Below are 13,290 nucleotides of genomic sequence, written 5' to 3'. Positions count from 1 at the left end.
CGTGTGTTGCGCGCCCCTCGCCCGGGACGCTGTCCTTTGTACCGACCCTAAGTCAGTGGTCCCGACGCTACAATCGCAAAATCGCCAGCGTCGGGGTCAGTCTTTACTTGTCTTTCTTGCCTTTTTGAGGGGCATCGGGATCATCAGCCTTGCCACGGCTCTCGACGATTTCGTCGATCAGACCCCATTCTTTAGCGTCTTGCGGTGACATGAAATTGTCCCGCTCCAAAGCGTCCTGAACCTTTTTCAGGCTCTGACCGGTATGCTTGACATAGATCTCGTTCAGCCGGTCTTTCAGCTTCTGGGTTTCTTGCGCGTGGATCATGATATCGGTCGCCTGACCCTGATACCCGCCCGATGGCTGGTGCACCATGACGCGGCTGTTAGGCAGCGAGAACCGCATGCCTTTTTCGCCCGCAGTCAGAAGCAGCGAACCCATCGAAGCCGCCTGCCCGATCACCAGCGTGGAAACCTTGGGTTTGATGTACTGCATGGTGTCATAGATCGACAGGCCAGAGGTCACGACACCGCCGGGGCTGTTGATATACATGGAGATTTCTTTGGAGGGGTTTTCCGCCTCGAGGTGCAAAAGCTGAGCCACGATCAGCGATGACATGCCGTCGTGCACCGGACCGGACAAGAAAATAATCCGTTCTTTCAGCAATCGCGAGAAGATGTCGTAGGCACGCTCGCCCCGGCTGGTCTGTTCAACCACCATAGGGACGAGCGTGTTCATGTATGTGTCAATAGGATCGTTCATATGTGCCTGCCTGATGTGCCTGTTCGCAGGACCATACCCGCAAAACTCTTACCCCCAGATTAGTCACCCGAGATTAGGGGTTCAAGGGCACAAAGCCGCGAACTGCACATCAAGCCTTAGACATTTACCTCATTCAGCCGTTGCACGCAGGTATGCAATGACTTCGGCGACGTCGCTGTCTTTGCGTAAACCGCCAAAAGACATCTTGGTGCCTTTCAAGAAGCCCTTGGGATCGCGCAGGAATTCACCCAATGCTTCCTCGGACCAGACCAAACCTCCGTCGGCGGCTGCTTTCAGCGCCTTGGAATATTTGAAATCCTCGACCGCACCTGCAGGCGCATCAACCACACCATTCAGGATCGGACCAACGCGGTTTTTCGCCCCGTCGCCAACCTGATGGCAGGCCTTGCACTTGCGAAACACCTTTTCGCCGGCTTTGACCATTTCAGGGTCGATGGCGGCCTGCACGGGCGCTGGCGCCTCTGCGGGGGTTTCTTCGGTGGCGGGCGCAGTTGCGGCTTCCGGTTCTGCTGCAGGCTCGGACGCGGTTTCACCTTCGGTGCCGGACTTGGTTGCCGCTTCTGCCGATTTGGCAGCCGTTTCTTCCGGCGTCACATCCAGCACGGCGGCGTGCATGGTGATCTTCACCTCGGGCTTACAATCGGTCATGCAAGGCTCTTTGCTGAACTGTGCAAGTTCGACCTCGGGGCGGTTGTCCATGACAAACCCGTCCTCGTTGGGCAGACGCGCCTCCAGGAAGTTCTCGCTCGACAGAACGAAATCGTCGTCAACTTCGTCATTCATATAAAGCAGGTAGGCGGTGATCGCATAAACCTGATCCGGCTCCAGCGACTGCGCGTTGCCAAACGGCATTGCACGGTAGATGTAGTCGTAAACTGTTGAAAGATAAGGCCAGTAGCTCCCGATCGTTTTCACCGGACGGTCGTCGCTCAGGCTGCCTTGGCCGCCTGTCAACACCGGCCAACGGCCAGTGCCTTCGCCAAACACACCGTGACAGACCGAACACTGCGCCTGAAAGATCTTATCGCCGTCAGCGACAGAGCCGCTGCCTTCGGGCAGACCCATGCCGTCAGGACGCACATCAATGTCCCAAGTGGCGATCTCTTCCGGCGTCGCGGTGCGGCCCGGGCTTTCGGCCCAAAGCGGCGTTGCGAGCAGTGTCGCGATCAGAGTTAGTTCAGGAAATCTCGACATTTTCGGCCCTCCCGTCTGCATCAACCGACCAGGTTTGGATGCCATTGTTGTGATAGATTGAGTTAAGGCCGCGCAGCTTGCGCAGAGCTTCTTTCGTCGGCTGCACATAGCCGGTGCTGTCGTGGGCGCGGCTTTGCAGCAGCAGCGGTTTCCCGTCCCAGTCAAACTCGAAGTAGAAGCGGTGCATCGATTTGTCCAAAGACGGGCCATCCATGCGTGCCTCGTGCCAGTTCATGCCACCATCCACGGTCACATCGACCCGCGGGATCGTGCCACGACCAGACCATGCGACACCGTTGATCACTGTACGGCCTGGGCCATGGGTGATGGGTGCCTGCGGACTGGGTGAGGTGATGACCGACTTCGCGTCCATCTCCCAGGTGAAGCGTCGCGCAGTGCCATCGGCCAGAAGGTCGGTGTATTTGCTGGTTTCTTCGCGGTGATGCCAAGGCTCGTCACCGATCTCCAAGCGGCGCAGCCACTTGATCCACATGTTGCCTTCCCAGCCCGGCACAACCAGACGCAAGGGATAGCCCTGTTCGGCCCGCAGCGCTTCGCCATTCATCGCGAAGGCGACCAGACAATCATCGAGCGCTTTTTCCATCGGGATCGAGCGGGTCATCGCTGCCGCATCGGCACCTTCCGCCAAAATCCATTTGCCCGAAGGCTTTACGCCCGCTTGTTCAAGCAAAAGGCGCAGCGGGATACCGGTGTACATGACGTTGTGGATCATGCCGTGGGTGAACTGCACCCCGTTGAGCTGCGACCCGCGCCACTCCATGCCGGAGTTCGCGGCGCATTCCAAAAAGTAGACATGGTTGCTGCGCGGAAAGCGTTTGAGGTCGTCCATAGTGAAGACCAAGGGCTTGTCCACCAGACCGTGGATCATCAACCGGTGTTCGGCAGGATCAACGCGGGCAACGCCACTGTGATGACGCTCGAAACACAACCCGTTCGGGGTGATAATGCCATCAAGGTTATGCAGCGGGGTGAAGTTGATCGACGAGGCGTTATCCGCCGTCAGCCATTCCACCGTGCGGCGCTTGACGTCTTTCTCATAAGGTGACGGCATGCCGTAGGGTGCGGCATCAACGCCATCCCCTAATTCCTGCATCCACGGCTGAACCGTGATTGCGCTATCTTGGGCAAAAGCGCCGGTGGCCAGACCGGCGCCGGCCACCCCTGCGCCGGCAAGAAATGCCCGCCGGCTGGGTTTAGTGGTTTTATCAGGATTCGACATCGACGCCCTCCAACATATGTACAAATTCAACTTATTGAATTTATATCGGTCAGTGAAGCCCCTTTATGCGAATTTATTCAGGCAATACGACCTCGACCGGCGTGGCCGTGCCCTGCCCGACAGTGCCCAGCTTGCTGATGTGGCTTTCCAGCACATCCCAGACCGGTGGCCCTTCGGTGCCTTCGTTGACCGAAGCCCAGCCCGCCACCACATAAGAATGTGACGGATCAATTACTTCGCCCGTAGAGAGCAGCGTCATTTCGCTGACCCGTTCGCCCTGCGGCTTGGCGATATCCATTTTGAAACCAAGCCCGCCAACGCGGACCATATCGCCGCCCTGTTGGTAATAAGGATCAGGATTGAACAGGTTGTCGCCCACGTCTTCCAACACGACTTTCAGGAACTCGCCTGTCATCTCAGTCCGGTAGACATTCGGATAGGTCATTGAAGTGACGTTAAAAATGTCTTCGCGGGTGATGTCTTGGCCCGGCAGGATCGACGGCCCCCAACGCACACCGGGTGACAGCGCGATTTGCGCATCACGCTCGCTCAGCAAGGCATCGCAAATCAGATCATCCCACGTGCCGTTGAAGTTGCCACGGCGGTAAAGCAGTGCATCCGACTTGCCGACCACGTGGGTCAGATCCTCAAGGAACGGCGCGCGCTGCGCGTCGATCAGCGCGGCAATCTCAGGGTCCGGTGTGATCAGATCGGAGAAGATCGGAATCAGCTTGTGGCGCAGGCCCATCATCTTGCCATCGCGCACGTCCAGATCAACACGGCTGACGAATTTACCGTTCGAACCGGAGGCGATGATATGGGTCTGCCCGACCAGCACCGGCTCAGGCAGCGCATCGTGGGTGTGACCCGACAGGATCACGTCGATGCCGGTCACGATACCGGCCATCTTCTTGTCGACGTCAAAGCCGTTGTGGCTCAGGCAGACGACCAGTTCAGCGCCGGCGGCGCGGACCTCGTTGACCATCTCCTGCATATGCTCGTCGCGGATACCAAAGGAGTATTCTGGGAACATCCAGCCGGGATTGGCGATTGGCATGTAGGGGAAGGCTTGTCCGATGACAGCAATTTTTACGCCGCCACGTTCGAAAAACTCGTAAGGCTTGAACAATTCCGATGGTTCGTCCCATTCGGCGTCAAATATGTTCTGACCAAGCGCGGCAAAGGGCAAGCCTTTAACAATTTCTTCAACACGTTTGGAGCCGAGGGTGAATTCCCAGTGGAATGTCATCGCGTCAGGCTTAAGCGCGTTCATCACATTGACCATGTCCTGACCTTCGGTCTTGAGACAGGTCATTGAGCCGTGCCACGTGTCGCCGCCATCCAGCAACAGCGCGTCAGGGCGGTCCGAGCGGATCGCGTTCAGCACAGTGGCGACACGGTCCAGTCCGCCAACCTTGCCGTAGGCTTGGGCCTGCGCCACAAAATCTTCGTAGGTCAGCGCATAATCAAGCGGTGTGCCGCCACCGATGCCATAGCGGGTGCGGAACGCCTCGCCTGTCAGGTGCGGGACCTCGCCACGGTTCTCGCCGACGCCAATGTTTACCGAAGGCTCGCGGAAATAGATCGGCTTGAGCTGACCATGAATGTCCGTGACATGCATCAGGGTCACATTGCCGAAGGTTTCGAAATCCAACAGGCTGCTTTGGTCGAACTTGTCCTGCGCAGCAAGCCGCGCCCAGTTACCAAAACCCGATGCGCCGGTGATCGAGGCGGCGGCCATGGACATCTGAAGAAAATCGCGACGAGACAGCATCTGCATAGGCTCCGGTCATGAGGAAAGGGCGACCCCGCCGTAGCGGGGCCGTTTCATCGTTAAGTACAAAAACTTGTTAAGTTAGTTTAGCAATCAGTTGCGGACTGAGGGTGCCTCGACCGACAGACCGTTGCCGCGGCTTGCCACATACAGCTCAAGCGCCACGAACTCGGGGCTACCGGGGTTGAATGTTTCGGCGCGGGTGTCACGGATACAGCCCTTGAAACGGGAGTGTGATCCGTTCAGCTTGGTGTTTTTCAGACGGTACACCGGAAAGCCGTTGATCTGGCCTTGGCTCAGGTGATCCGCACGGATCATATTGCCAAAGTTGTCTTCGTGGCAGTTGGCACAGCTCAACTCGAACTGGCCGTAGCGGGTGTAATACATCTCTTTGCCCTGCTCCCACGTGCTTTGGGCAGGGCCGTCGATGGCAACATTGACGGGCATGCCGCGTGACTGCACCGAAATCAGTGCTTCCATCGAGACGATGTCGCCCTTGTCGTACTTCCAAGGCTCGGCGCCCATCTGGTTTTCACGACAGTCGTTGATCTGCATGGCCAGAGTACGGACTTCGCCGGCCTCTTCATTCCACTTAGGATAGGTCGCGCGGACCCCCTTCATGCTTTCAGCAGGATCGTTGTGGCACGAGGCGCAAGACTTGCCCTCGGACCCTTCAACTGTATCCCAAGATGCCTGCGCCTGATCGACAAAGATCATGCCCGGATTATCGAAATCATCCATCTGCGTGGCCTGTGTCTCGTCCGACCGGAATAACCAGCCGGATTTGATCTCATCGCCCAAAACACCATCAAGATGCGCCGGCGCCGGTGCCGTGGTCACAATCGGGATTTCGCCGTTGAGGACCAGTTCCGCGTCCTCACCCGCGAAAGCGGCCGGCGCGACCGAAGCCACAAATGCGGCACATGCCAGCGTTGCTTTGAAATTCATACCGTTTCCTCCCTGTTCCCCACGTTACCGACGCAGCCGCAGCTTAGCCAATCGTGATGGATTTTGTTTCTTCATAGACGGAGCCGTCGTCGTCGTACCATGTGAATTTGAAATCACCGGCTTCGGGCACTGTTGCGTCGAACTCGAAGTACGGGTTCGTCGACATCGCAGGCTCCATCTTGATGTCGATGACATTCTCGCCGTTGAATTCGCACGTAAAGCGGTTGATGATCGACCGCGGGATGACATTGCCATCGTCGTCTTTGCGCTGGCCCGATTCCATCTGGTGGCTGATCAACGTCTTGATTGTGATCACTTCACCGGCGGATGCGGATTTTGGCACTTTGACGCGAGGGGTTACACCTTCTGCCATGTTGTATCTCCTGAATAATATGGGTGGGCGGGATCAGCCGCCACAGCCCCCGATTGTTACTTTTACTTCTGCCGAGGTGCGCGCGAATGTGCCGTCCTCAAGCTTGGCGATGGCGACCAGTTCCTGCGTTTTGGCAAGCCGGATGCGGGTAGAGGCCGAGCGGGCCCCTGCAAGCGGGCCAAAGGTGAACGTGCCGACCGAAGGTGTCGGGTTGCCGGTGGCCAGCACCAGAATGGACGAAGCGCCCTCTGCGGACACCGCGATTGGTACGGTGTTGCCGTTTTCGGCAATTTCCGGCGCTGTCAGCGTGACGCCGGTATCGGCCATATCGGCCCCACCGGTGAACTCGGCAATCATTTCTTCAATCGTCGACGCCGAAGCGCCAACCGGCAGTGCCATCAGTGCAAGCGCACCAAGGCCCAAGCCAAATGTCTCACGTCTTGAGAAATCCATCATTCTCTCCTTCATGTTCGTGAGGTGCCAGCGGCACCTGTGCTCATATGGCGCGGTCGAATGCCGCCGCGCCTATCTGTTGAGTGTCGCGAAAAACGCGACGCTTATTCCTTGAGTGTCGCGAGAAACGCCACAACATCTTCAATCATCTGGGCATCCATCAGCGGCGGCAGAGGCTCTGACGCGGCTTTGCCGGTGAACGCATCACCCGGCCGGATATAGCCAGTGGTTTTGTAGTAGGAGGGCATCATCGAGCCTTCGAAAGTCTTTTTCGAGTTGCTCACGATGCCGCGAAGCTCTGCTTCGGTCCAGCGATCGCCAGCCCCGTTCAGCGCCGGTCCGATTTCGCCTTGAAACGGGATGTCAGCCAAGGCGCCAACCTGATGGCAGGCCACGCAGTTACCCTGCTTCTTGTCGCCGACGATGGCAGCCCCGTTTGCCGCATCGCCAGGCGTGCCACTCAACGAGACCTCGACGGCTCCGTAATCGTCAAACTGGACATCTGCCGGCGCGACGGCCTCGGCACTGGCCATTCCTGCAACACTGGAAAGTGCGGCGATTGCGATCCATTTCATCATCGGCAATGTCTCCTCCCTTGGGGGTCACATCTTTGTGTAACCTCTGTTGTGAGGAGCCTAGACAGGCGGTTATCAACACGCAAGAACAAATTCACTTATTTGAATAGCTATTGTGCAGAATCCCCTGCTCACTCAGTTTTGCCGGTGTTGCGTTCGGTGATGCGGCGGGCGTGGTAGCGCTGGAAATCCTCGTCACCGTCAAGCGCATAGCGCTCCTCGACAACCCAGGTCATCATGTCCAGCGTCGTCCCCGGCCCGAAAGCACCCGGCACCAGCGCCACGGCGGCTTGTGGTGCGGCGACGTCCTCGGGCACCTCTTTGGCGATGTACATCATCGTCGGTGTAAACAGCAGACCCCACTTGCGGGCCATGTCTTTCTCGCTCAAGGTTTCGCCATCGAAATCAGTGACTTCAACGGCGCCGTGCAGGTTAAGGCGAACCACGAAAAAGTTGTCTTCGATGGCTTGGGTGATCTCGGGACGCGGGAAAACTTCTTCGTGCATCTTGGTGCAATAGATACAGCCGCGCTGCTCTACCATGATCAGCAGGCGCTTGTCCTCAGCGGTGGCCTCGGCCAGATCCTCGCGCAGGTCCTTGAAGGTTTCGCGCACCCAAGGGACCTCGTGCAGCCCGTCCGGCCCCAACTCGGTGGCCCCTACGGGCAGTGCCGCCAACCCTAGCAGTACAGTTAAAAGTCTTAGCATCTGTTTCATCACAAACCCCTTTCAGCTTGTTTGAACCTATCCGAATGTGGCGAAGGACGGGAACCATTCGATCATCGCCTGCGCCATCCAGTTTACCCCGCCCGTCACGATCAGGATCGCAAAGAGAATCAGCAGCGCGCCCATGACTTTTTCGACCCTGGCCACCAGCGCCATGTGTCGTGCCGCCCAATTTAGGAACGGCCGTGCAAAGAATGCTGCTACGATAAAGGGCGCGGTCATGCCGACACCGTAAAACATCAACAGCAACCCGCCGCGCCAGATATCGCCCATGCCCGAGGCCATCATCAGAATCGCCGCCAGCGCCGGACCCACACAAGGCGTCCAGCCAAAGCCGAAGGCCAGCCCCATCACATAGGCACCCCAAACCGAGGTCGGCTTGCCGCCACCGTCCATTCGGGCTTCACGGTAAAGCAGCGGCACTTTGATCACGCCGAGAAAATGCAGCCCGAATACGGTCAGGATCGCCGCCGCGACCCAGCTAAGTGGATCAAGGTATTGGGTAAATAGCTGCCCCAGCGCCGTAGCCCCCATGCCGAGCAGCACAAAGATCGTAGTGACCCCCGCGGCAAACAGCACCGAGGACAGCACCAACCGCCGCTGCGCACCGGGGGCAATCTCGCCCTCCCCGCGCAGCTCCAGCACGCTGAGGCCCGCCATATAGGACAGGTAAAACGGCACCATCGGGAGGATACAGGGGGTGAAAAAGCTCAGGGCTCCGGCCAGCAATGCGCCAAGGTAGGTGATGTCGAACATTTCCTGCCTGCGTCCCTTCTTGAACAATTCACATATTCAAATTACGTTGAGTGTTATCGCTTCGTCAATCGGGATACCACAGATCATGCGCGCACTTGTCGGCCTCTGCTTTCTTGCATTGACGGCCCTGCCTGCTTGGGCAGTCGAACTGGTCATGGTCGAGCAGGTCGGCTGCATCTACTGCGAACGCTGGAACGAGGATATTGGCCCGATTTACCCCAAGACTGCCGAGGGCAAATTCGCGCCGCTGCGCCGCATTGATATCGGTGACGTGAAGGACGAGATCGACGTCACGCGGCGGGTGATTTTCACGCCAACGTTTCTGGTCGTCGAGGACGGCGCCGAGCTTGCCCGCATGGAAGGTTATGCAGGGGATGAATTTTTTTGGCCGCTGCTGACAGAGATGCTACAAGAAACCACAGATTTTGAAGAGGCTTCGCAATGACCAGATTTCTCCCTGCCTTCATCGCCGCGTGCACACTTGGCGGATCGGCGGCCTGGGCGGGTGCCGATGATGCCTTCGTCGAGTTTCGCAGCCTCAAGCCCGAAGTCGCGTTGCAGATGGCCCAAGCCGCGATGGACAGCTGTAAGGAGCAAGGCTTTCAGGTCGGCGTGACCGTGGTCGACAAATCCGGCGTGCCACAGGTTTATCTGCGCCACCGTTTCGCGGGCAGCCATGTCTATGAAACCTCGTACCGCAAAGCGTGGACCGCCGTGAGCTTTCGCACCAACACCACCGATCTCGCGGCAACGACCCAGGCCGGCATGCCCGCGTCGGGTATCCGCGAATTGTCACTTGCCTTGCCACTGGGCGGCGGCATGATGGTACAAGACGGTGACGGTGCTCTGGTCGCAGGGATCGGCGTCTCGGGGGCGCCCGGTGGCGATGCTGATGATCTTTGCGCACAGGCAGGCATTGATGCTATTGCCGATGCCATCGCTTTTTAAGGACGTTTAATGGCCCTTCCCGTACTTTCAGCCGACATCTCTGACGAAGACATGGACCGGATGCTCAACAATGCGGTCATCGCGTCCAACTTCCTCAAGGCGATCAGCCATGAGGGGCGGTTGATGATCCTGTGCCATTTGGTTTCCGGCGAGAAATCTGTGACCGAGCTTGAAGCGCTGATGTCGGCGCGTCAGGCGGCGGTCAGCCAACAATTGTCGCGGCTGCGGCTCGAAGGGCTGGTGGTGCCGCGGCGCGATGGCAAGACGATCTATTACCGTCTGGCTGACGACCGTCCGCGCAAAATGCTCGAGCTGGTGTACGAGCTGTTTTGCACCGATGATTGACCTTTTGGGCCAGCAACTGAGCACGGCCCTTTTGGGCGGTCTTGGTGGCGTGGTCTTGGGTCTTGCTGCGCGTCTGGGGCGGTTTTGCACGCTCGGCGGTATCGAAGACGCGCTTTATGGCGATTCCAATCTGCGCTTGCGGATGTGGGGCTTTGCCATCGGCATCGCGATCCTCGGCACCTTTGCGCTGGAGGGTGCGGGCGTCATCGCCTTGGAAAATGCGCTTTATCTACAGGTCGAGTTCTCGTGGACCGCCGCCGTGGCGGGTGGATTGATCTTCGGCTACGGCATGGCACTGGCGGGCATGTGCGGCTTTGGCGCGCTGGCCCGGGCGGGCGGCGGCGATTTGCGCGCCTTCATCATCGTGGTGATGCTGGGCCTCTCGGCCTATGCCACGCTGACCGGCCCGCTCGCCCCCCTGCGTGAGATGCTCTTTCCCCGTGCCGCCAATTTCCTGCGCCCTGATGGTTTGGCCCATGACCTGCGGGCGCTGACGGGGCTTCCGGTTTCTATCATCGGCGGAGGGCTGGGGCTGGTTCTCTCTGCAGCGATGCTGTGGCGGGTGAACCTGCGGCGCGACTATGTGTCGTTTCTCTGGGCCGGTGCTGTCGGGCTGGCGGTCGTGTCCGGTTGGGCCGCAACCGCGTGGATTGCCGCCAACGGGTTCGACCCGCAGCGCCTGATCTCGCACACCTATGCCGCTCCTGTGGGCGAATCCGTGCTCTATATCATGCAAGGCTCGGTGCGCGCGCTGAGCTTTGGTATCGGATCGGTCGTCGGCGTGATGGTCGGTGCGGCTTTGGGCGCGTTCTGGCAGGGTCACTTCCGCTGGGAAGCCTGCGAAGACCCCCGCGAATTGCGCCGTCAAATTCTTGGCGCAGGGTTAATGGGCATCGGTGCGGTGATCGCTATGGGCTGCACGGTCGGCCAAGGTATCTCCGCCGCCTCGACACTGGCCTATAGCGCGCCGGTTACGCTTGCCGCGATCTTTGCCGGAGCGACCTTCGGCCTGCGGCAACTTATCGTCGGATTTGGTCAGCCTGCAGAGTAAGCTATCATCAGGCCCTGATGTTTCCCGATCATTGCTGCGCTGACCCCTCGCCGAAAGGATGCATCATGCCCCGCCGCCGCCTCGCGAATGACCCCGCCATCGGCAACCGTGCCGAAGCCTATGAAGCGCTCGATGACATCCCCACCAATCCGCATCTTTCCCACACCATCGGCGACTTGATTAACACGCGGTACCACCGCCGCGACGTGCTGCGCGGCGCGCTTGCAGTCTCGGCGAGCACGGCGCTTTTTGGCTCGGCTGCGCTGATCGCCCCTGCCCCTGCAGCGGCCACCACTTCCGCCACTTTCACGTTTGACGAACTGGCTTGGGGCAACGACGAGACCCACCATGTCGCGGCAGGTTATGACGCCGAAATCTTGCTGCGCTGGGGCGATCCGATCACCGCCGACGCGCCCGAATTCGACGTGATGAAGCAAAGCGCCGCTGCCCAGCTTAAACAGTTTGGCTACAACAACGATTACGTCGGCTTTGTGCCGCTGGATGCGAAGGGCGCGCGCGGATTGCTCTGCGTGAATCACGAATACACCAGCGAAGAGGTGATGTTCCCCGAAGCAGGCGATTTGGATGCGGACGCCCTCGCCGACCTTTTGCGTGCCCGCGTTGATATCGAGATGGCCGCGCATGGCGGCACAGTCGTAGAGATCGCCAAGGATGCGGGCGGCAAATGGCGCGTGGACCGCGATGGGGCGATGAACCGCCGCATTACCCCGCTCGACACGGCGATGACCCTTGATGGCCCGGCCGCTGGTCACACCCGCCTGCAAACCCGCGACGACCCCAGCGGTACCCGTGTCATCGGCACGCTCAACAATTGCGCTGGCGGTATGACCCCTTGGGACACCTGGCTGATGGCCGAGGAAAACTTCCACGGCTACTACTGGTCAGACCGCGCCGAAGACGCGCCGCTCGACCGCACAACCCAGCGCGAAGCCCGCTCATGGAAGCGCTATGGCCTGCCCGGCGGCTGGTATGATTGGGGCAAATACCACGACCGTTTCAACGTCGACAAAGAACCCCGCGCACCCAACAAATTTGGCTGGATCGTCGAGGTCGACCCGAAAGACCCGACATCAACTCCCGTCAAACACACCGCCCTTGGCCGCTTCAGCCACGAAGGTGCAGAGACGACCGTCAGCAGCAGTGGCAAGCTCGTTGTCTATATGGGCGACGATGCCCGCTTTGAATATCTTTACAAATATGTCTCTGACGATGCTGTGAACGAAGACTCTGCGGCCAATGCCACTCTGCTGAGCGCAGGGACGCTTTACGTGGCGCAATTCGATGCCGATGGCAGTATCGCATGGTTGCCGCTGGTCCATGGAACGGGGCCGCTCACGGTCGAAAACGGCTTTGACGATCAGGGCGACGTGTTGATCGACACCCGCCTTGCCGCGGATCTTTTGGGGGCTACGCCGATGGACCGTCCCGAAGACGCACAACCGCGCGGCGATGGCACCGCCTATGTGATGTTGACCAACAACAGCCGCCGCACCGAGACCGACCCAGCCAACCCGCGTGCCGACAATGATTTCGGCCATATTATCGAGATTAAGGAGACGGGCGGCGACCATGCGGCAACCAGCGCTATGTGGTCGATACTGGTTAAATGCGGCAACCCATCTGTTGCCGATATCGGGGCAGAATGGCATCCCGACACCTCGGAAAGCGGTTGGTTCGGTAGCCCCGACAACTGCGCATTCGACGCGCAGGGGCGGCTTTGGGTGGCCACCGATCAGGGCAGTAAGTGGGACAAAACCGGCAAGTCTGACGGGCTATACGCGGTGGAAACCGAAGGGGCTGCACGCGGCACCTCCAAGCTGTTCTTTCGCTGCCCCGTGGGGGGCGAAATGTGCGGCCCCACCTTCACCCCCGATGGTGAAACCCTGTTCCTCGCGGTCCAGCATCCTGGCACTGACGGCACCAAGAACCTGCGCGGGTTTGAGCGCGCCTCGACCTTCGCCGACCCCGCGACCCGCTGGCCCGACTTCGATCCCGCCATGCCGCCGCGTCCGTCGATTGTCGTGATAACGAAACAATCGGGCGGTAAGATTGCACTGTAATTTAAGCCGTGCGATTTCGAAACAGCATCGGGCCCCGCCTCATTCC

At 59.2% G+C, this 13,290-nt stretch carries 15 protein-coding genes; 5 read left to right on the top strand and 10 right to left on the bottom strand.

Features of this window, described 5'->3' with window-relative positions; translation table 11 throughout:
- Window positions 1–103 precede the first annotated feature (103 nt).
- The 10 genes from BM174_RS09930 to BM174_RS09885 all read right to left on the bottom strand — a co-directional run bounded on the left by BM174_RS09930 (window position 104) and on the right by BM174_RS09885 (window position 8,819).
- Window positions 104–760 (bottom strand): ATP-dependent Clp protease proteolytic subunit, encoded by a 657-nt coding sequence (locus tag BM174_RS09930; protein WP_093923700.1) that lies wholly within the window; start codon window positions 758–760, stop codon window positions 104–106.
- A gap of 129 nt (window positions 761–889) precedes the next feature.
- Window positions 890–1,975 carry a c-type cytochrome gene (locus tag BM174_RS09925; protein WP_093923699.1) on the bottom strand — a complete coding sequence of 362 codons (1,086 nt, stop codon included), beginning with the start codon at window positions 1,973–1,975 and terminating at the stop codon, window positions 890–892.
- Entirely contained in the window at window positions 1,959–3,215 is a 1,257-nt protein-coding gene (gene soxC / locus BM174_RS09920; RefSeq protein WP_093923698.1) for a sulfite dehydrogenase, read from the bottom strand. Before soxC ends, BM174_RS09925 begins: the two co-directional genes overlap by 17 nt.
- 73 nt (window positions 3,216–3,288) lie before the next feature.
- Entirely contained in the window at window positions 3,289–4,989 is a 1,701-nt protein-coding gene (gene soxB / locus BM174_RS09915; RefSeq protein ID WP_093923841.1) for a thiosulfohydrolase SoxB, read from the bottom strand.
- A gap of 93 nt (window positions 4,990–5,082) precedes the next feature.
- A complete protein-coding gene (soxA, locus tag BM174_RS09910) occupies window positions 5,083–5,937 on the bottom strand; it encodes a sulfur oxidation c-type cytochrome SoxA (protein ID WP_093923697.1) in 855 nt (284 codons plus the stop codon).
- A 43-nt stretch (window positions 5,938–5,980) separates the two neighbouring features.
- Window positions 5,981–6,310 carry a thiosulfate oxidation carrier complex protein SoxZ gene (gene soxZ / locus BM174_RS09905; protein WP_093923696.1) on the bottom strand — a complete coding sequence of 110 codons (330 nt, stop codon included), beginning with the start codon at window positions 6,308–6,310 and terminating at the stop codon, window positions 5,981–5,983.
- A gap of 33 nt (window positions 6,311–6,343) precedes the next feature.
- The gene (gene soxY, locus BM174_RS09900) at window positions 6,344–6,763 is read right to left on the bottom strand and encodes a thiosulfate oxidation carrier protein SoxY (protein ID WP_093923695.1); all 420 of its coding nucleotides are present in this window, start codon (window positions 6,761–6,763) and stop codon (window positions 6,344–6,346) included.
- A 104-nt stretch (window positions 6,764–6,867) separates the two neighbouring features.
- Window positions 6,868–7,338, bottom strand: a complete 471-nt coding sequence (soxX, locus tag BM174_RS09895; RefSeq protein WP_093923840.1) for a sulfur oxidation c-type cytochrome SoxX — start codon at window positions 7,336–7,338, stop codon at window positions 6,868–6,870.
- 131 nt (window positions 7,339–7,469) lie between these two features.
- Complete coding sequence (locus tag BM174_RS09890; RefSeq protein WP_093923839.1) at window positions 7,470–8,045, bottom strand: thioredoxin family protein; 576 nt, start codon at window positions 8,043–8,045, stop codon at window positions 7,470–7,472.
- 36 nt (window positions 8,046–8,081) lie between these two features.
- On the bottom strand, window positions 8,082–8,819 hold the full coding sequence (locus BM174_RS09885) for a cytochrome c biogenesis CcdA family protein (protein WP_093923694.1): 738 nt from the start codon (window positions 8,817–8,819) through the stop codon (window positions 8,082–8,084).
- Window positions 8,820–8,904: 85 nt separating this feature from the next.
- Between BM174_RS09885 and BM174_RS09880 the strand changes: the two genes are divergently transcribed.
- From BM174_RS09880 to BM174_RS09860, 5 genes are all read left to right on the top strand, one after another.
- Window positions 8,905–9,264 carry a thioredoxin domain-containing protein gene (locus BM174_RS09880; RefSeq protein WP_093923693.1) on the top strand — a complete coding sequence of 120 codons (360 nt, stop codon included), beginning with the start codon at window positions 8,905–8,907 and terminating at the stop codon, window positions 9,262–9,264.
- Complete coding sequence (locus tag BM174_RS09875) at window positions 9,261–9,767, top strand: GlcG/HbpS family heme-binding protein (protein ID WP_093923692.1); 507 nt, start codon at window positions 9,261–9,263, stop codon at window positions 9,765–9,767. Before BM174_RS09880 ends, BM174_RS09875 begins: the two co-directional genes overlap by 4 nt.
- 9 nt (window positions 9,768–9,776) lie before the next feature.
- Window positions 9,777–10,112 (top strand): ArsR/SmtB family transcription factor, encoded by a 336-nt coding sequence (locus BM174_RS09870; protein WP_093923691.1) that lies wholly within the window; start codon window positions 9,777–9,779, stop codon window positions 10,110–10,112.
- Window positions 10,105–11,163 carry a YeeE/YedE family protein gene (locus BM174_RS09865; protein ID WP_093923690.1) on the top strand — a complete coding sequence of 353 codons (1,059 nt, stop codon included), beginning with the start codon at window positions 10,105–10,107 and terminating at the stop codon, window positions 11,161–11,163. Before BM174_RS09870 ends, BM174_RS09865 begins: the two co-directional genes overlap by 8 nt.
- Window positions 11,164–11,228: 65 nt before the next feature.
- Window positions 11,229–13,244: a PhoX family protein gene (locus BM174_RS09860; RefSeq protein WP_093923689.1), complete on the top strand. Its 2,016-nt coding sequence runs from the start codon at window positions 11,229–11,231 to the stop codon at window positions 13,242–13,244.
- The last annotated feature ends 46 nt before the right edge of the window (window positions 13,245–13,290 follow it).

The organism is Sulfitobacter brevis, from assembly GCF_900112755.1.
In the GTDB taxonomy this organism is placed as follows: domain Bacteria; phylum Pseudomonadota; class Alphaproteobacteria; order Rhodobacterales; family Rhodobacteraceae; genus Sulfitobacter; species Sulfitobacter brevis.
The sequence above is the reverse complement of the archived record's forward strand: the minus strand, read 5'-3'. Positions and strand labels throughout refer to the sequence as shown.